The 17,227-nt window shown below is 33.0% G+C and carries 20 protein-coding genes; 10 read left to right on the top strand and 10 right to left on the bottom strand.

Going from position 1 to position 17,227, the window contains the following annotated elements; translation table 11 throughout:
* Nucleotides 1-119: 119 nt before the first annotated feature.
* Together ruvX and QLQ95_RS16585 are read right to left on the bottom strand one after the other, a co-directional pair.
* Nucleotides 120-533, bottom strand: coding sequence for a Holliday junction resolvase RuvX (gene ruvX, locus QLQ95_RS16590; RefSeq protein ID WP_482500677.1), 414 nt, complete (start codon nucleotides 531-533; stop codon nucleotides 120-122).
* A gap of 157 nt (nucleotides 534-690) precedes the next feature.
* On the bottom strand, nucleotides 691-1,323 hold the full coding sequence (locus tag QLQ95_RS16585; RefSeq protein WP_095930926.1) for a PAS domain-containing protein: 633 nt from the start codon (nucleotides 1,321-1,323) through the stop codon (nucleotides 691-693).
* Nucleotides 1,324-1,586: 263 nt separating this feature from the next.
* Here QLQ95_RS16585 and QLQ95_RS16580 point away from each other — a divergent pair, with 263 nt between their 5' ends.
* Nucleotides 1,587-2,402 (top strand): 2,3,4,5-tetrahydropyridine-2,6-dicarboxylate N-succinyltransferase, encoded by an 816-nt coding sequence (locus tag QLQ95_RS16580; RefSeq protein ID WP_248726233.1) that lies wholly within the window; start codon nucleotides 1,587-1,589, stop codon nucleotides 2,400-2,402.
* Nucleotides 2,403-2,471: 69 nt separating this feature from the next.
* Here the strand turns inward: QLQ95_RS16580 and QLQ95_RS16575 are convergent, their stop codons facing one another.
* Nucleotides 2,472-3,218, bottom strand: a complete 747-nt coding sequence (locus tag QLQ95_RS16575; RefSeq protein WP_320492715.1) for a glycosyltransferase family 2 protein — start codon at nucleotides 3,216-3,218, stop codon at nucleotides 2,472-2,474.
* Nucleotides 3,219-3,344: 126 nt separating this feature from the next.
* Between QLQ95_RS16575 and QLQ95_RS16570 the strand changes: the two genes are divergently transcribed.
* The gene (locus QLQ95_RS16570; RefSeq protein ID WP_320492411.1) at nucleotides 3,345-4,409 is read left to right on the top strand and encodes a glycosyltransferase family 9 protein; all 1,065 of its coding nucleotides are present in this window, start codon (nucleotides 3,345-3,347) and stop codon (nucleotides 4,407-4,409) included.
* Between the two features lie 18 nt (nucleotides 4,410-4,427).
* The gene (locus QLQ95_RS16565) at nucleotides 4,428-5,198 is read left to right on the top strand and encodes a glycosyltransferase family 2 protein (protein ID WP_320492410.1); all 771 of its coding nucleotides are present in this window, start codon (nucleotides 4,428-4,430) and stop codon (nucleotides 5,196-5,198) included.
* Here the strand turns inward: QLQ95_RS16565 and QLQ95_RS16560 are convergent.
* Nucleotides 5,179-5,943: a lipopolysaccharide kinase InaA family protein gene (locus tag QLQ95_RS16560; protein ID WP_428237446.1), complete on the bottom strand. Its 765-nt coding sequence runs from the start codon at nucleotides 5,941-5,943 to the stop codon at nucleotides 5,179-5,181. The genes QLQ95_RS16565 and QLQ95_RS16560 overlap by 20 nt on opposite strands.
* Nucleotides 5,944-6,064: 121 nt before the next feature.
* Between QLQ95_RS16560 and QLQ95_RS16555 the strand changes: the two genes are divergently transcribed.
* Complete coding sequence (locus tag QLQ95_RS16555; RefSeq protein ID WP_095930933.1) at nucleotides 6,065-7,162, top strand: glycosyltransferase family 4 protein; 1,098 nt, start codon at nucleotides 6,065-6,067, stop codon at nucleotides 7,160-7,162.
* On the opposite strand, the gene QLQ95_RS16550 is transcribed toward QLQ95_RS16555, so the two are convergent.
* Entirely contained in the window at nucleotides 7,159-7,944 is a 786-nt protein-coding gene (locus tag QLQ95_RS16550; protein ID WP_320492408.1) for a DUF5672 family protein, read from the bottom strand. The two genes, QLQ95_RS16555 and QLQ95_RS16550, sit on opposite strands and share 4 nt — an antisense overlap.
* 174 nt (nucleotides 7,945-8,118) lie before the next feature.
* On the opposite strand from QLQ95_RS16550, the gene QLQ95_RS16545 reads away from it, so the two are divergent.
* Nucleotides 8,119-8,679 carry an L-threonylcarbamoyladenylate synthase gene (locus QLQ95_RS16545; RefSeq protein ID WP_320492407.1) on the top strand — a complete coding sequence of 187 codons (561 nt, stop codon included), beginning with the start codon at nucleotides 8,119-8,121 and terminating at the stop codon, nucleotides 8,677-8,679.
* 208 nt (nucleotides 8,680-8,887) lie between these two features.
* Here QLQ95_RS16545 and QLQ95_RS16540 read toward each other — a convergent pair whose 3' ends face one another.
* The gene (locus QLQ95_RS16540; RefSeq protein WP_482500673.1) at nucleotides 8,888-10,012 is read right to left on the bottom strand and encodes a cysteine desulfurase family protein; all 1,125 of its coding nucleotides are present in this window, start codon (nucleotides 10,010-10,012) and stop codon (nucleotides 8,888-8,890) included.
* 87 nt (nucleotides 10,013-10,099) lie between these two features.
* On the opposite strand from QLQ95_RS16540, the gene QLQ95_RS16535 reads away from it, so the two are divergent.
* Entirely contained in the window at nucleotides 10,100-11,089 is a 990-nt protein-coding gene (locus QLQ95_RS16535; protein ID WP_320492405.1) for a hypothetical protein, read from the top strand.
* A 149-nt stretch (nucleotides 11,090-11,238) separates the two neighbouring features.
* On the opposite strand, the gene QLQ95_RS16530 is transcribed toward QLQ95_RS16535, so the two are convergent.
* Complete coding sequence (locus tag QLQ95_RS16530; RefSeq protein ID WP_482500671.1) at nucleotides 11,239-11,790, bottom strand: Smr/MutS family protein; 552 nt, start codon at nucleotides 11,788-11,790, stop codon at nucleotides 11,239-11,241.
* Between the two features lies 1 nt (nucleotide 11,791).
* Complete coding sequence (locus QLQ95_RS16525) at nucleotides 11,792-11,965, bottom strand: hypothetical protein (RefSeq protein ID WP_008462622.1); 174 nt, start codon at nucleotides 11,963-11,965, stop codon at nucleotides 11,792-11,794.
* A gap of 108 nt (nucleotides 11,966-12,073) precedes the next feature.
* Between QLQ95_RS16525 and QLQ95_RS16520 the strand changes: the two genes are divergently transcribed.
* Complete coding sequence (locus QLQ95_RS16520) at nucleotides 12,074-12,358, top strand: DUF2752 domain-containing protein (protein WP_320492401.1); 285 nt, start codon at nucleotides 12,074-12,076, stop codon at nucleotides 12,356-12,358.
* A gap of 74 nt (nucleotides 12,359-12,432) precedes the next feature.
* On the opposite strand, the gene QLQ95_RS16515 is transcribed toward QLQ95_RS16520, so the two are convergent.
* A complete protein-coding gene (locus QLQ95_RS16515; protein ID WP_482500669.1) occupies nucleotides 12,433-13,134 on the bottom strand; it encodes a DUF1003 domain-containing protein in 702 nt (233 codons plus the stop codon).
* Nucleotides 13,135-13,325: 191 nt separating this feature from the next.
* Here QLQ95_RS16515 and epsC point away from each other — a divergent pair, with 191 nt between their 5' ends.
* The 3 genes from epsC (at nucleotide 13,326) to QLQ95_RS16500 (ending at nucleotide 16,095) form a co-directional block, all read left to right on the top strand.
* Entirely contained in the window at nucleotides 13,326-14,117 is a 792-nt protein-coding gene (gene epsC, locus QLQ95_RS16510) for a serine O-acetyltransferase EpsC (RefSeq protein WP_095930983.1), read from the top strand.
* A 1-nt stretch (nucleotide 14,118) separates the two neighbouring features.
* The gene (gene cysM / locus QLQ95_RS16505; RefSeq protein WP_095930941.1) at nucleotides 14,119-15,006 is read left to right on the top strand and encodes a cysteine synthase CysM; all 888 of its coding nucleotides are present in this window, start codon (nucleotides 14,119-14,121) and stop codon (nucleotides 15,004-15,006) included.
* Between the two features lie 102 nt (nucleotides 15,007-15,108).
* Nucleotides 15,109-16,095 carry an aldo/keto reductase gene (locus QLQ95_RS16500; RefSeq protein ID WP_482500667.1) on the top strand — a complete coding sequence of 329 codons (987 nt, stop codon included), beginning with the start codon at nucleotides 15,109-15,111 and terminating at the stop codon, nucleotides 16,093-16,095.
* Nucleotides 16,096-16,165: 70 nt separating this feature from the next.
* Here QLQ95_RS16500 and QLQ95_RS16495 read toward each other — a convergent pair whose 3' ends face one another.
* Nucleotides 16,166-17,215, bottom strand: coding sequence for a sensor histidine kinase (locus QLQ95_RS16495; RefSeq protein ID WP_482500665.1), 1,050 nt, complete (start codon nucleotides 17,213-17,215; stop codon nucleotides 16,166-16,168).
* Between the last annotated feature and the right edge of the window lie 12 nt (nucleotides 17,216-17,227).

Raw genomic sequence — 17,227 nt, 5'->3', positions numbered from 1 at the left:
TTTTTATTTAAAGTGCAAAGGTACTTTTTTAATTGCAAAAAAAAACTAATTTTTAGATGATAAAAGTTAGGATTTTCTAAAAACCATTAAATTATAAATAAAAAATACGACGAACAGCGTTATTTTTTTGCGGAAAGATAATCTTGAAGCAGAATTGTAGCAGAAATTTCGTCTATCAAACCTTTGTTCTGACGTTGCTTTTTATTTAAACCGCTGTCGATCATGGTTTGAAATGCCATTTTTGAAGTAAAACGTTCATCAACACGAATTACTTTCATATCGGGGAAAATATTCGAAAAATGAGTTACAAAGCCATTAATGACAGAAGCACTTTCAGACGGAAGACCGTTCATTTGTTTGGGTTCGCCAATTAAAACCGCTTCGACTTTTTCTTTAACAAAATAATCTTTCAAAAAGTCAATCAAAGTATGAGTCGGAATTGTAGTTAATCCCGAAGCAATAATCTGCATTTCGTCTGTGACAGCTATTCCTGTGCGTTTTTGTCCGTAATCTATTGAAAGGATTCTTGGCATGTTGTAATTTTTCAGCAAATTTAGTTTAAAATATTTTTGTATTTTTCCATTTCACTCAAAATAAACTTTTTCCAAGATTGCTTTCAATAAAAAAATCCGCCTTGAAAATTCAAGACGGACTTTTATCCAAATATTCAAACCTAAAAAATAACTCAATTTATCTTCCAAACAATCGGCCAAAAAAACCTCTGTGTTCTTCTTCCTCTCCTGCATCCTCTTCTTCACTGTAATTAGCAAACTTAGATTGTGATTTTTCGTGTTCGTAAATCAGCTCCTTAATATATTCAACATACGTTCTCTTTTTCTCTTCTAAGAATCCTATTAAATACTTTTCGCTAAATTCAACTCCGCTTGCGGCTTCAATCTGCAATAACTTTTTATATAAAGGTTCAATATGCATCGCAATAACTTCCTGCGGTACAGCTTGTCTTCTTCCGAAATAATTTACAATAACGTCGTTTTCGTCGCGGGCGATTTCAAAATCTGTAATTACCCAATAGTATCTTCCAGACTTTGCAAGGTTTTTTACAATAGCGTGAAAATTTTTCCCGTTTTTAAGATTTTCCCAAAGCACTTTAAAGATTACTTTTGGCATATCAGGGTGACGTATGATATTATGAGGCTGCCCCATTAATTCATAGTCTTCGTAACCACAAACATCTACAAACACTTCGTTGGCATATTCTATAATACCAAAAGCATTTGTTTTACTCATAATAACCTGAGTTTTATCCCAGCTTACTTCTTTGTCAATGATTACTCTGTTTTGAAGGTGATTTTCTTGATTCATATTTTACTGCTTATATGATTTATTTATGGAATGGAATTGTTGATCAACACTGCGAAATTAAAGCGAAGAAAAAGCAGAAACCCTGACTTTTGTCATATTTTGATACAAAAAAAACTTCTAGTGGTAGCAGTATTAGTAAAAAATACATATCGCTTCATTAACCTTACAAATAAGAAACAAAAAGTTAAATCTGTAACATTTTCAAACCGTTTTACTTTTTTGCATTTCTACAAATACCTTATCTTTGCCAAAAAATTAAACGTATGAATTCTTTACAGACTATAATTGAACAAGCTTGGGAAAATAGAGCTTTATTACAAGAAACCGCAACAACTGATGCTATTAGAGAAGTTATCGAATTAGTAGATGCTGGAAAATTACGTGTTGCTGAACCAGTTGGTGACAAATGGCAGGTAAACGAATGGGTTAAGAAAGCGGTTGTGATGTATTTCCCGATTCAAAAAATGGAAACATGGGAATCTGGTATTTTTGAGTACCACGACAAAATGTTGCTAAAAAGAAATTATGCTGAAAAAGGAATTCGTGTAGTACCAAATGCTGTTGCTCGTTATGGAGCTTACATCTCAAGCGGTGTAATCTTAATGCCAAGTTACGTAAACATTGGTGCCTATGTTGACGAAGGAACAATGGTTGACACTTGGGCAACTGTAGGAAGCTGTGCTCAAATTGGTAAAAATGTACACTTAAGCGGTGGTGTTGGTATTGGTGGTGTTTTGGAGCCATTACAAGCTGCTCCAGTTATTATCGAAGACGGTGCTTTTATCGGTTCTCGTTGTATCGTGGTTGAAGGTGTTCACGTTGGTAAAGAAGCAGTTCTTGGAGCTAACGTATGTTTGACGGCATCTACAAAAATTATCGATGTTACAGGTGATGAGCCAGTTGAAATGAAAGGTTATGTACCTGCTCGTTCTGTAGTTATTCCTGGAAGCTACACTAAGAAATTCGCAGCTGGAGAATTCCAAGTTCCTTGTGCATTAATCATTGGAACTCGTAAACCATCTACAGATTTAAAAACTTCTTTAAACAATGCACTTCGTGAATACGATGTTGCTGTATAAGCTTTAAAAAGTCTAAATATTTAAAATCCAAATTCCAATAGATTATTACTGGAATTTGGATTTTTTTTATTACTTATTTTTTTGAAGTTTAATAAGTTTAGCATATTTCATATAAGAGAAAAAAGCCTGAATCATTGCGATGGTCAATCCGTCAAGACCGTTGAAGATTCCTTTTTTAAAGAAATAACATCGAACAAAAGCTACAGTTCCGTTCAAAACAGGTTTAAAGGCATTAATTCTTTTTCCTTGATCATATAACTGCTGCGCATGCCATCCAGAATATTGATTCTTTTTAGCAATAATCTGATCAAAAGAATCCCATCCGTAATGCAAAATGTGCACGGCAACTTTTTTCTCATTTTGAGCTACAATTTTCTGATGCACTTTAGAATCAGAAGGATGAGCAGTCTGTTTATTAAAAAAACGAACTTTATGATCTGGATACCATCCTGAAAAATCAATTAGTTTATCGGCCAAAAAGTTTTTTACTCTAAAACTTAAAGCATCATGATTTCCTTCCAAATATTTTTTCTTTAGAATAAAATCTTCTGCGTCTTTGTCTAAAAACTCATCTGCATCAAGGTTTAAAATCCAGTCATTTTTACAAAAAGGCAAACCGTGCGTACGCTGCGGACCATCTCCTAAAAATGCCTGTTGAACAACCTGCGCTCCTTTTTCTTTAGCTATTTCTACTGTGCGATCTTTACTGAAAGAGTCTACAATAATAACTTCATCACAAACTTTAAATAAGGCATCTATACATTTTCCAATGTTTTTTTCTTCATTGAAAGTAATAACCAAACCGCTAATTCCCATTATAAATTTTAATTTGTTGACCACAAAAATATAACTTTTTAATTTAGTTTAATCTTATTACCGCCATCACTTGTGCACTTCATAAAATAGTTTGTACTTTAGCTTTCAAATTGAATAAAAAACCAGATGAGAATATTAGTTATCCAACAAAAAAGAATTGGAGACGTTTTAACAAGCACAATTATTTGCAATAACTTGAAGAGCAAGTTTCCTGACTCTACAATTGACTATATGTGTTATCCCAATTCGATTGATGTTCTAAAAGAAAATCCGAATATCGATAACATCATTCCGGTGACTAATAAAATCCGAAAATCGACTTTTGGATTCCTTAAATTCATTTTTGAGATCCGAAGAAAAAAATATGATGCCGTAATAGACGTTTACAGCAAATTAGGAACTAGTTTAATTACGTTTTTTTCTGGAGCAAAATATAAAGTTTCGTATCATAAATGGTATTCTAATATCTTTTACAATTATAGTTACGAACGTTTTGATGCCATAAAATCAGAATATGGATTGGCAATTGAAAACAGGTTGTTGCTCCTTAAACCATTTTTTACTGAAAAGATAACGAATGTAAAACCGAAAATCTTTTTAAAAGAATCTGAAATTGCAGAAGCAAAAAGCATTTTAAAAAGCTACAATATTGATCCTGAAAAACCCCTTATTATGTTTGGAATTTTAGGAAGCGAGCACTACAAAACCTATCCGCTTGACGGAATGGCAAAAATTATCGATTTTACTGTAGCAAAAACAAACGCTACTATTCTCTTTAATTATATTCCGAACCAGAAAGAGGAAGCTTTGGAGGTTTACAACCATTGTTCTGAAGAAACAAAAAAGCATATTATTTTCGATTTGTACGCTACAGATTTACGTCAGTTTTTAGCAATACTTTCTCAATGCGAGATGTTGATAGGAAACGAAGGAGGAGCTGTAAATATGGCCAAAGCACTAGAAATACCAACTTTCTCTATTTTTACTCCTTCTGTTAGAAAAGAAACTTGGCAGTTGTTTGAAAATGAAGCAAAAAATGCTTCAATTCATTTAAAAGATTTAAAACCTGAGATTTACGAGAAGCACACCGAACAATACATAAAAGAACACACTTTTGAATATTATGCTGAATATCCGTTGGAACTTATGCTTAAAAAACTAGAGACTTATTTTCAGGAATATAAAAATTGAAAAAGCAAAGCATCACCAATGAATAGCGAAAAGCAAAAATTATCAGTATTGATTATTACGCTTAATGAAGAACATCATATAAAATCACTTCTTGAAGACATTGATTTTGCAGATGAAATAATTGTTGTTGATTCTTACAGCACCGATAAAACGGTACCTATTGTCGAGTCTTTCAAAAACGTAAAATTAATTCAGAATCCTTTTATTGATTATACCTCTCAGCGAAATTTTGCCTTAGAGCAAGCCGAAAACTCATGGGTTTTATTTATTGATGCTGACGAAAGATTAACACCCGAATTAAAATCTGAAATCGTTACTGCAATTAATGCTGAAAACGCCGCAAGCGCTTATTTTATCTATCGCATTTTTATGTTTAAGGAGCACCGACTAAACTTCAGCGGCTGGCAAACCGACAAGATTTTTAGGCTTTTTAATAAATCAAAATGCAGATACAACGAAGAAAGAACCGTTCACGAAAAACTGATTGTAAACGGACCAATCGCTACTTTAAAAAATAAAATTATACATTTCTCCTACTCTTCTTATGAGGATTATAAATCGAAAATGTACAATTATGGAATTCTTAAAGCCAATGAAAAATTTGCAAAAGGAATAAAACCTTATTTCCTACTGCTATTTCTTCATCCTTTATACACTTTTTTGTACCAATTTATAATCCGATTGGGTTTTCTGGACGGAGGAAAAGGCGTAACAATCTGCTATCTTAATGCGTACAGCGTTTTTGTTCGCTATAAAGAGTTAAGAAGAATTACTTCTTCCAGAATTTAAGTTTCTTTTTCAGACGTTTTTTTCGATAAAACTTTTCTTGAAAATCTGAAGTATCTTTCCATAAAGTATTAAAAATCTTCTCTTCAGGTTCGCTATAATATTTAGCATATTCGTTACTCATTGTTGCCACCATTTCTTTTAATGGAGTCAAACGGCATAAGTTTTTCATACGCGTTTCAAAAGACATTGTAGTATGAAATTCCATTCTGTTCAAATCAACTAGAAAAAAATCATAATTTCCGTTCGCATTCTTTTTTATTAAAGTGTTTCCTGGAGAATGATCCAAAAATTCAATTCCCTTTTCATGAAGATCGAAACTGAATTTGGTAAATTGTCTTAGAATATTATCACGATCTGGATAATCAGGCACTTCTACAAGCTCTCTATACGTCAAGTCACACAAAAGATGCTCACTTACATAATAGCTGTTTTCTAAACCTAATAAAGACGAAAACTCTACAAATGCAATAGGTTCTGGTGTTCCAACACCCAATTCTATAAGCTTGTTTGCATATTCAAAAGATCGTCTGGCTTTTGATTTTCTAAAATATTTATATGCTATTTTATTAATAAAATGAGGAATCTTGAAAGATTTCACGTTTACAATCTTCCCATTTAGATCAAATAATTTTATTTTATTTCGATCGCCATTTCCAAAAAGTTCACCAGAAGAATCAAAACTGCTGATAATTTGTTGTATTGAATGTTCTTCGGACTTAAATTTTTTGCTTATTTCAAATGACATAATGGGTATCTATACTTTTAAAATTCAAAAATAACTAAATGCTTTCATAGAAATAAAAAAAGAAAAGAATATTTTTACAAAAAGTAATCCTTTTCTCATATATTTGCAAAAATTTAAAGCAATGAAAATACTAAATGTTACCTCGATGATTGACTTTCGAGGTGGCGATTCGCAAATGTATACAATCTACAAGCTATTAGCTGATAAAATGGATCTAAAACAATACATTTTATGTCCAGATAAAGCTGTTTTAGCGGCTATCTGCAAAAATGACAATGCTAATTTTTTTACTTACCCAACAAACCGATTCAAATTATTCAGTCTGATTTTATCTATTATTAAAATCTGCAAAAAAGAATCGATAACCGTATTGCATATACATGATTCGTCTTCTTTGACTGCTGCGCTTATTGCTTTAAAATTTTTAAACAAATCAATTACCTTAATATTTAGCAGAAAAAGAAACAATAAAATTAAAGACAAATTTTTAAACAGGTATAAATATTCGCATCCTAGAATTCATAAAATTATATGCGTTTCTAAGGCTGTTGAAGCTATTTTTGAAAAAATTGTAGATCAAAACCGTCTTATAACAATTTATGACGCTATCGATGTTGAACAATTTGCTCAAAAGACAAATCAAAATCTGCTTCATAAAGAGTTTAATTTTGCACCAGAAACCAAAATAGTGGGAAATATAGCCGCTCTTACAAGTCAAAAAGACATACACACTTTTATTGACACAGCTAAACTAATTAAGCTAAAAACCAACACTTCTGACTCCATAAAATTTATTGTAATTGGAGACGGCCCTCTTAAAGAAGAGTTAGTAAATTATACTATTGAAAATAATTTAGAGCATGATTTATTCTTTACCGGATATCGAAATACTGCCGATTTACTTCCAGAATTTAATGTTTTTCTATTAACTTCTGTAACTGAAGGACTTCCATTGACTATCTATGAAGCTTTTGCCTGTAAAATTCCTGTGGTATGTACTAAAGCCGGCGGAACACCAGAGGTCATTACAAACGGTGAAACGGGATTTCTAGCCGATTTAAAAGATACCGAAACGTTATCCAATAGCGTACTTAAAATTATAAACAATCCAGCTTTACAGGAAAAAATAAAAACCAATGCCTTTCAGCTCGTTAGTCAAAATCATAATCTTAGCATAATGCAAAAAAACTATTATGATTTTTACAAAAGCTTAAATTAATATTGATCTAAAATTGGTTTCCAGAACTTATTCACTTTAGGTTTGTTAATGGCATGACAGCCAAAAGGAAGTTTGTTACCCGCTATTTTCATAGCAATTTCTGGTTTTCTATCTATGGCAAAAAGCACACCTTCTTTATAATCCGGAATTTTAAAATTTGAATCAAATTCGGGAGCTTTTAAAGACCAAAAAACGTCTTCTGTAGCATAAATTGGCTTTTTATCTGCTTTTAAAAAGTCTGATATAAATTGGCTTTTTTCTTTTGCAATAGCAAAATGCGAAGCCACTTTACGTAATGAAAATCCGCCATTACCTACTTTATAAAAAATCTGTTCACGCTCTTTTTTCTTAGCCGATCTGAAATTTTTAGTAATTGTGTTTAATATTTTCTTTCCAAAAGTATCTACAGGAGTTGCAATCCAGGGAGCACCAATATAATCATAACCTTTCTGGCACCATTCTGCTAATTCATTTCTAAAAACGAATGCATCAAGCTGATAAATCAATATATATTCTGAATCTAAAAAAGGCTCGTAAAATTCTGGCAATAGCAAAAGCTCATTATAACCATCTATAGTAGCAAAATGATGTTTAGGAAAACTTTTGAAAGTTAAATTCTCATATTTTTCAGTCAAATAAGAACAATTTAATCCTTCTGGATGCGCAATTACAATTTCATAATCTTTTAAAATTTTGCAGCCTTGTAAAAATGATTTTTCTTCTAATTCTCCAAAATATTCCTTGTATACAGGAATAACTACTTTTGCTAATACTTTATTCATATGGTTTTTGGTTAAAGCAAAACTGCTTACGGCTTGGATTTTTTGCTATTTGGTATTCTAACTTTAAGTGCAAAAATAATCTTATAAATTACAAAAACTTAATTATTGCCAAGTAAATTTGATTTTTTTACCAAATAAAAAAATTAATTTTGCACTTTACATATTCCATTTATAATGAACGAAGAAATTATCAACGCATACGAAGTAATTAAGGAAGGCGGTATCATTTTATATCCAACAGATACGGTTTGGGGAATTGGCTGTGACGCTACAAACCCAGAAGCTGTTGCTAAAATCTACAAGTTAAAACAGCGTGCAGAAACACAAAGCATGATTGTTTTAATGAATGGCGAAAAGATGCTGTACAATGTATTTAAAGAGATTCCTGAAGTTGCATGGCAAATCTGGGATTTATCGGAGAAACCCACTACTTTAATTCTTGATGATGCTAGAAATGTTGCTCCAAATATTATTGCTGCGGACAAATCGCTAGGGGTTAGATTGGTAAAAGAACCTTTCTGCTTCAAATTGATGGAGAGAATGAAAAAGCCTTTGGTTTCCACTTCTGCTAATATTTCTGGACAACCAACACCAATAGCTTTCAAGGACATTAGCCCGGAAATTATTAACGGTGTTGATTATGTGGTGAAATTAAACCAAGACAAAATAAACGGGAAATCTTCTACGATCATCAAATTAACCAAAGATTCTCAGGTAAAAGTAATTCGCAAATAGTTTTTTGTTTCAAGTTTCAGGTTTCAGGTTTCAGGTTTCAAAAACTTTGAGTGTAGTTTTTACCGCAAAGTACGCAAAGAAGCTTTTATTGAGAATCTAAATAGAATTTAAAAAGTTCGCAAAGCTTTATCAAAACAAGCTTTGCGAACTTTTTCATTTTAATGGCTCTAAAAAACTTAGAATCTCAGAACCTTAGTATCTTAGCAACTTAGACTGTTTTCAGACTTTCAATTAACCAATCGATATCTTCTTTGGTGTTGTAATGACTAAATGAAATTCGGAGATTTGGCAATTTTAAATCGGTTTCCGAAAGCATTTCGTTTAAAACGTGAGAGGGTTTAATACTTCCAGACTGGCAAGCGCTTCCTCTAGAAACTGCAATTCCTTTCATATCTAAACTAAAAAGCAGCATCGGAGTTTTGTCTGATGAAAACGGCAGAATGATATTGATAATGTTATAGAAATCTTCTTTTTTTCCGTTAATTCTGAAATTTGGAAAATGAATTTCTAATTGTTCTATCAGATAATTTTTCAAACCTAAAATATAAAGCCTTTCTTCTTCTAATTTTTCATACGAAATAGACAAAGCTTTTGCCATACCAGCAATCTGATGCACGGCTTCGGTTCCTGCGCGAAGGCCTTTTTCTTGTTCTCCTCCAAAAAGCAAGGGTTGTAAACCAGAATTTTTTCGAATAAAAGCAAATCCAATACCTTTTGGACCGTGAAATTTATGTGCACTCGCCAAAATAAAATCAATAGGCGTTTTTTGCAGATCGATTTCCGTTTTCCCGACAGATTGAACTGTATCCGAATGGAACAAAGCGCTATACTGCTTGCAAATCAAACTTACACGATCTAAATCTAAAATTGTCCCCGTTTCGTTATTGACATGCATTAAACTAACCAAAGTCTTTTTTTCTTCGGCCAGTAAATTAGACAAATGCGTTAGATCTAAGCTACCGTCTGCATTTACATTTACATAATCAACTTGAATATTGTATTCTTCCTGAAGTGCCCAAACAGTATGCAAAACAGCATGATGTTCAATTTTTGAAGTAATAATTCTCTCCACCTTCAAATCTTCAACAGCAGAGCGCAAAATCCAGTTGTCAGCTTCTGTTCCGCCAGAGGTGAAAATTATTTCTTGAGCAGTGCAATTTAAGTGTTTTGCGATACTCTTTCTAGAAAGTTCTAATATGGTCTTACCGTTTCGACCAAAACTGTGTGTAGACGATGGGTTTCCGTAATCCTCAAGCATTATTTTTGTCATTTCCTGAATTACTTCAGGACGCATGGCAGTTGTTGAGGCATTATCTAGATATACTTTTTTCATTGCTGCAAAGTTAAGAAATATCAATTGTCAAATCTTAAATATCATTTGGCAATTTTTTCACTATTTTTGACCCAAATAAATTTTACGATGAAAAAATATGCTGCCCTCCTATTGTTCGCTCTTTTCTTGAACGGATGCGATGATGGAGATTTAACTGTAGACGAAATAGATTTTGCTGATGTACAGGAATCATCAGCCTGCGATCCGTTAACAAATACTTTAATTTATAAACTAAAATCTCAGGAAGCGCTTTTGCTTCAATTGCCTCAGGGAGCAATCATTAATGATCAAGGAACCTACACGTATACTATTGACGCAAATGGAAAAGGATCATACCGTGTCGTTTATAGAGCTTATGACGGAACTGTAGCAAAAGATAATATTTGTGGTGCAATACCTCCTACCACTCCAAAAGTAACAGAAGAATGGAATGCAGTTGAAGGTTTGATTGAAGTTGCAACAACTCAACTAGTAGATTCAAGTGCAACTGACGGAAGCACAAGAATAAAGGGTTATGAACATAGTATTATTTTTAGAAATATAACATTTGCAAAACCAGCAGGAAATCAAACAGAAGCTGAATTTGTGTTTGGAACATACAACACAACTATAACTAAAGCCGATTTGACTTTCAAAACTAATCCGAATGGTTCGGCTTATGAATGTGACAACAAAACTTACAATTACAACAATTCATTTTATTTATCGATCGAAGATATCGATCCTGCTTTGATCGTAAATGTACCTACAACTAGCAATCAACCTCGTACAAGTTTAATAACAGCAACACAAAACAAAGTATTTTACAGAACCGCATTGGCAGAAACTGGATCTATTACACCAGCTTTTATTTGCGCTAAAGTACAACCAAGTTCTCCTGCAATCGATGAAACATGGACAGGCCAACTTGGTGTAGCAAACGTAAGTGGAATTATTGAAGTAACGACTACGCGAACGGGGCAAGTTTATGAACACACGATTGTTCTTAAAAACGTAATTTTACAAAAAGGAAAAAGCAACTTTAAACTTGGAAGCAGTTTCGTTCTTGGAAAAGTTACCAGAGATGCAACCGACTAAAAACTTAGATTTCTAAAAAGAAATCTACCGAAATAATTCTTACAAAAAAAAACGTCTATTTTTTGTCTTGATTTAAGTATAAATCTTTTCAAAAAACAGACGTTTTTTTATGCTTTGCAATTTATCTTTTCCCTTAAAAAAAAGCGGTTTTATTTATTGTTTTGTTTTATATAAACTTCAGTTGCTCCAAGTCCGTATTTTTGATAATTGGCATCTTGGAAATCAATTCCGTCATAACGGCCTAATAAAAAATCAAGTTCTGCTTTCAAAATTCCTTCGCCCACGCCATGAATAAAAACGATTTTCGGAATGCGATTTCTAATCGCAAATTCGATATGTCTTTTTGCTGTTTCGGTCTGTAATGTCAAAATATCATAGTTAGACATTCCGCGTTTATTTGGAACCAGTTTTTCGATATGCAAATCAAATTCTGGAACACCAACATCACGTTTATCTTTCTTTTCTTTAACAAAACTTCTCGGTTTTGGCTCTGTTTTCTCTTTTGAAACTTCATCTAAATCAATTCTTTTAATAGAATTCATTAAATTACTGGTTTCTTGTATTTTAATTAGTTCGTTGACTAAAAATGTCATCATGAATCCGTCCTCACTTTCAATTAAAACTTCATTGTTTTTAACCGAAATCACCGTTCCGTTTATAGCTTCATCAAGTACAGAAACCTTATCTCCTTTTGCCAGCATTCTACTCTTCTTTATCGTTATTTTTACTTGGTGTTTTAGCACTAAGCTGCATCATTCCGAACATGAAAACTACAATTGCAGCAATCATGATATAGATGTTTTTTTCCTCTGAAACTTGCTCATAAAGCGCAACCGAAATCGCAAGAATCATTATTATAATTTTAAAAGTTTTCATCCTTCCTGTATTTTAAGATTTCAAAAGTATAAAACTTTCAAGTACTTGTTCTATACCACTCCAAACGTTTGTCATATTTTTTTAGTAAAATTGCAAAAAAGATTCACCATGAGCTTAGAGAAATACATGATCCCTTGCCTATTCAAAACCTTCTTTGGTTATGACTGTTTAGGGTGTGGATTTCAGCGTTCTCTATTCTTACTTTTTCAAGGTGATTTTTCAGCCGCTTTTAAAATGTATCCGGCCATTTATACTTGTCTTTTACTCTTCATTTTTATCACGTTTCATTTCTTAGATAAATCTAGAAATTATAAAAAAATCATTTGGAACATTGCCGTGGTAAATTTCATTTTTATGCTCGGTGGCTATTATTTCAAACACTTTTATTTTTAGATTTTAGATTTTCTAAAAAGTCGCTTCGTTTCTTTTGGAATTTGGGATTTAAAAATTGGAATTTTAAGAAACTTCTATTTCTTAATCTGATCCAAAATATCATTCATCATCTCGATTTGCACTTTCTGAATTTCGATTAATTCTTGCTGCTGATGCATAATTAAATGATCAATTTTATCATGAATTAATCTAATCTCCAATTCCGATTTCAGGTTGATCATAAAATCTTTTTTAGCGCGATTACGATCTTTTTCTTCCTGACGGTTTTGACTCATCATAATAACCGGCGCCTGCAAAGCTGCAACGCAAGAAAGTATTAAATTTAAAAGAATGAATGGATAGGGATCAAAACCTTTGTTTAGAAAAATATAAACATTTGAAGCAATCCAAATCGTAATGAAAACAACAAACGAAATAATAAAAGTCCAGCTCCCACCAAAATCAGCTACTTTATCGGCCACTTTTTGTCCTAAGTTTCTAGCTTCTTCCTCCTCTTCTACAATGCTTACAATCGATTTATCTTCTTTTAGTGAAGAAATGACATTTTTTTCCATTGCCGAAAGTGCTCCTATTTCGGTAGAGAGATAATTCGAAATGTATTTCTGGCGGTAGACATTCAATTCATTTATAGAAATGCAATCTTCAGCATTAAAATTGGGATATTCCTTTTTAATCAATCCCAAAATAGGATCATGAATTGCTCTTCCATAAATTTTCTCATTTTCATTAAAAGAAATCCCAGAAATTGCACTCGTAAATGTTGGCTTATTTTTCATTTTTAGTATATTTTGAAAGCTAATTTACGCAATTAACTTCTTAAGAATTGTATAAATAAGAACCGTTTAGAATTTGCTTTTTATCACAAATCAAACCTTTCAAAGTAAATTTCTTTCGTTAAATCGTGATTTTATTTCCAAAAAACGCCTTACTTTTAACGTTCCAAAATTATTCATTCATTTTTACCATTGTGACAAAAGACAATATCATACAAAATATAAGAGCTTTAAAGAGCCACTCACACATAAATTACGGTATTAAAACCAAAACAGAAGACTTTACAGAAAAGCTTTTTTACACGCTTTTTGATTCGAATGCGGCACTTGACGAAAGCATTGATGAACTAGAGTTTCGCTTTAAAGAAATTGCGGTTTTGGCTTGTAAAAAACCTCAAAATTTATGCGAATCTATCTGGGATCGCTTTTTGGAGAAACTTCCTGGAGTTTTAGAAAAATTAAATCAAGATGCCGAATATATTCTTGAAAACGATCCTGCATCAAACAGTATTGATGAAGTCTACTTGGGTTACCCAGGCTTTTATGCCATTGCAATTTACAGACTTAGTCACGAATTATATCATTTAGATTTATTGTTATTCTCTCGATTAATGAGCGAATACGCACATAGAATTACAGGTACAGATATTCACGCAGGAGCCGATATCGCATCGCCATTTTTTATTGATCACGCGACCGGTATTGTAATTGGTGAAACTACAGTTATCAAAAAACATGTAAAAATCTATCAAGGTGTTACGCTTGGTGCATTAAGCGTAAGCAAAGACATGAAAAATGCAAAAAGGCATCCGACCGTTGAAGCCAATGTCTGCATTTATGCCAATGCAACAATTCTGGGCGGAGAAACTGTAATTGGAAAAAACAGTGTTGTTGGAGGAAATGCATGGGTTACCAAATCTATTCCAGAAGATTCTATCGTTTTAAACACCACTACGACTGACGTTAAAATAAAAGAAAAAAAATAACATGAATTCACATAAATTATTAAACCTAATTGGCAATACTCCTTTGATGGAAACGGTCAATCTAGTTAAAAATAAAAATGTAAAACTTTTACTGAAACTAGAAGGAAATAATCCTGGAGGAAGCGTAAAAGATAGAGCGGCATACAATATGATTGCTGCAGCATTAGAAAGAGGCGATATCAAAAAAGGAGATAAATTAATTGAAGCAACCAGCGGAAATACTGGAATTGCGCTTGCTATGATTGCTCAGTTATTTGGCATTGAAATCGAACTGGTTTTACCCGAAGATTCTACCAAAGAACGTACTCAAACTATGCGTGCTTATGGCGCTACAGTTATTCTTACGCCTGCAAGCGAAGGAATTATTGGTTCTAGAGATTATGCCGATAAAAAAGTAGCGCAAGGAGGCTATTTAATGCTGAACCAGTTTGCTAATGATGATAACTGGAAAGCGCATTACAAAACAACAGGGCCTGAAATTTGGAATGATACTGACGGAACGGTAACGCATTTCGTTTCGGCAATGGGAACAACAGGAACTATTATCGGGACTTCTACTTATTTGAAAGAAAAAAATCCAAATGTTCAGATCGTTGGCGCACAGCCAAGTGATGGTTCTCAGATTCCTGGAATCCGTAAATGGCCACAGGAATATCTTCCTAAAATATTTGATGCTTCTAAAGTGGATACTGTTGTAGATGTGAGCGAAGAAGAAGCACGAGAAATGACCAAAAGATTAGCGCTAGAAGAAGGTGTTTTTGCAGGAATGAGCAGCGGAGGTTCTGTTGCAGTTGCCTTAAAAATTGCAGAACAATTAGAATCTGGAGTTGTGGTTGCCGTTATCTGCGACCGTGGTGATCGTTATTTGTCTTCGGATTTATTTGACTAAAAAAGGGACAAAGGTACAGAGGCACAAAGAGACAAAGCCTCTAAACTTTCCCTAAAAAAAACTTTGTCTCTTTGTATCTCTGAAACTTTGCAACTAAAAAAAATGAACTACAGAAAACTAGGAAAAACAAACTTTAATATCTCTGAAATTTCGCTTGGCACTTGGCAAGTTGGCGGAAAATGGGGATCGGGTTTTGATGATAAAACTGCCGATGAACTTTTGAATACTGCTATTGATAATGGCGTAAACTTTATTGATACGGCCGATGTTTACGAAAATGGATTAAGCGAAACTGCTGTTGGAAGAGTGGTTCGTTCTCGTTCTGAACGTATTTTTGTTGCCACAAAATGCGGACGCCAAATTAATCCGCATGTTAATGCAGGATATACGCCAAAAGTACTTCAAAAATTTGTTGAAGACAGTTTAAAAAGAACGGGATTAGAAACACTTGATTTAATTCAGCTGCATTGTCCGCCGACTGAAGTTTACTATCGTCCAGAAATATTTGAACTTTTTGATAGACTAAAAGATCAGGGAAAAATTCTTAACCTCGGTGTAAGCGTTGAAAAAGTCGAAGAAGCTTTAAAAGCCATTGAATACTCAAACGTAACAACGGTTCAGATTATCTTCAATTTGTTTCGTCAGCGACCTTCTGAATTGTTTTTCACGGAAGCTAAAAAGAAAGATATCGGAATTATTGCCCGAGTTCCATTAGCCAGCGGACTTTTAACAGGCAAATTTGACGCAAAAACAACTTTTGACCCTCAGGATCACCGAAATTTTAATCGTAACGGAGAAGCGTTTGATAAAGGCGAAACTTTTTCTGGAATTGATTATGAATTAGGATTAAAAGCTGTTGAAGAATTAAAAGCTTTATTTCCAGAATCAAAAAATCTAGCCGCAATAGCCTTACAATGGATTTTGAGTTTTAATGAAGTAAGCTGTATTATTCCTGGAGCATCCAAAACAGAACATGTTTTATCAAATTTATCGGTTTATGACACTCCAAAATTAACTTCAGAGCAGATTTTAGAAATGAACAAAATCTATAATGACCTTATCAAATCTTCTGTTCATCAGCTTTGGTAAGTCATTACTATTAAAATATAAAATAAGGCTGTCAAGAATAAAATCTTACAGCCTTATTTTTTTTTAGAGTCTAAACGTCGAATTCTATCTTAAATTCTGCACCTTTATTTTTTCCTTCGCTAGATGCGGTCAATCGACCTTTGTTTCTTTCTATGATTTTTTTGCACAAATACAATCCGATTCCTGTCGAACCTTCGTTTGCGGTTCCTAAACGGCTCATTTTCGTGAATTTTTTAAATAATTCCTCAATCTGATTTCGATCAAACCCCATTCCGTAATCTTTTACCGTCATAATCAATTTTGAATCTGTAGAAAAGATTCTGACTTTAATTTCGCTATCAAAATAAGAGAACTTAACGGCGTTGCTTATTAGATTTACCAACACTTGAACCAAAAGCCCCTCGTCTATTTTCAGTTTTGCTTCATTACATTCCAAAACCAAATCCATTTTTATATTTTTATCTAACAAACGCTGTTCAACTTGTTCGTTAATAAAAGGTACAATATTCGAAAACAAAACCGCCTTTACTTCTGGGTTTACTTTTACAACATCGTCTTGTTCTTTTAGCAATTTGATGAAATTTTCAATGTATCTAAATTGCAGTTCAGTCGATTCGCAAATCAGCTCGGCCATATTTTTAACCGATTCTGATGGTTCCTCGCTTATAATAAGTTTAGCCAAACCTTGCGGATTTCCTGCAAAATTTTTCAAATCATGCGAAAGCATATAAACCAAATCCTGTTTTTCGTTTATAAAATTTTCTGCTTCATTAATAGATTCCTGTATGTTACACAAAAGCAGACCTGCTTCGTCTGTATAATCTGTTGGCAAAGCAGCTATTTTTCTTGAATCTCTATAGTCATCTAATGCTTTTGAGGCTATAGCGATTGGCTTTATCAGTTTATTTAAAACCAAAAGCGTTATTGCCGTTGCCAGCAATGTCATAATTAAAGAAAAAATAAGAATAGAAGCTGATGATACTTCATGCTCAAAAAATAGAACAAAAAACAAGATTCCGATTAAGGGAATATGGATACCGATAAAAGCAACAAATAAAAATTTAAAAGCATAACTTTTTTTAAGAAAGCTGATTTTTGAAAGTTTGTGATACAACTTCATAAAAAGATAAAA

Source organism: Flavobacterium sp. B330r, assembly GCF_056824325.1.
This window is presented reverse-complemented; position numbering and strand designations above follow the sequence as displayed.

Coding starts and splice junctions, on each gene's coding strand:
- ruvX (WP_482500677.1), bottom strand. CDS start 533: ATGCCAAGAATCCTTTCAATAGATTACGGACAAAAACGCACAGGAATA.
- QLQ95_RS16585 (WP_095930926.1), bottom strand. CDS start 1,323: ATGAATCAAGAAAATCACCTTCAAAACAGAGTAATCATTGACAAAGAA.
- QLQ95_RS16580 (WP_248726233.1), top strand. CDS start 1,587: ATGAATTCTTTACAGACTATAATTGAACAAGCTTGGGAAAATAGAGCT.
- QLQ95_RS16575 (WP_320492715.1), bottom strand. CDS start 3,218: ATGGGAATTAGCGGTTTGGTTATTACTTTCAATGAAGAAAAAAACATT.
- QLQ95_RS16570 (WP_320492411.1), top strand. CDS start 3,345: ATGAGAATATTAGTTATCCAACAAAAAAGAATTGGAGACGTTTTAACA.
- QLQ95_RS16565 (WP_320492410.1), top strand. CDS start 4,428: ATGAATAGCGAAAAGCAAAAATTATCAGTATTGATTATTACGCTTAAT.
- QLQ95_RS16560 (WP_428237446.1), bottom strand. CDS start 5,943: ATGTCATTTGAAATAAGCAAAAAATTTAAGTCCGAAGAACATTCAATA.
- QLQ95_RS16555 (WP_095930933.1), top strand. CDS start 6,065: ATGAAAATACTAAATGTTACCTCGATGATTGACTTTCGAGGTGGCGAT.
- QLQ95_RS16550 (WP_320492408.1), bottom strand. CDS start 7,944: ATGAATAAAGTATTAGCAAAAGTAGTTATTCCTGTATACAAGGAATAT.
- QLQ95_RS16545 (WP_320492407.1), top strand. CDS start 8,119: ATGAACGAAGAAATTATCAACGCATACGAAGTAATTAAGGAAGGCGGT.
- QLQ95_RS16540 (WP_482500673.1), bottom strand. CDS start 10,012: ATGAAAAAAGTATATCTAGATAATGCCTCAACAACTGCCATGCGTCCT.
- QLQ95_RS16535 (WP_320492405.1), top strand. CDS start 10,100: ATGAAAAAATATGCTGCCCTCCTATTGTTCGCTCTTTTCTTGAACGGA.
- QLQ95_RS16530 (WP_482500671.1), bottom strand. CDS start 11,790: ATGCTGGCAAAAGGAGATAAGGTTTCTGTACTTGATGAAGCTATAAAC.
- QLQ95_RS16525 (WP_008462622.1), bottom strand. CDS start 11,965: ATGAAAACTTTTAAAATTATAATAATGATTCTTGCGATTTCGGTTGCG.
- QLQ95_RS16520 (WP_320492401.1), top strand. CDS start 12,074: ATGAGCTTAGAGAAATACATGATCCCTTGCCTATTCAAAACCTTCTTT.
- QLQ95_RS16515 (WP_482500669.1), bottom strand. CDS start 13,134: ATGAAAAATAAGCCAACATTTACGAGTGCAATTTCTGGGATTTCTTTT.
- cysM (WP_095930941.1), top strand. CDS start 14,119: ATGAATTCACATAAATTATTAAACCTAATTGGCAATACTCCTTTGATG.
- QLQ95_RS16500 (WP_482500667.1), top strand. CDS start 15,109: ATGAACTACAGAAAACTAGGAAAAACAAACTTTAATATCTCTGAAATT.
- QLQ95_RS16495 (WP_482500665.1), bottom strand. CDS start 17,215: ATGAAGTTGTATCACAAACTTTCAAAAATCAGCTTTCTTAAAAAAAGT.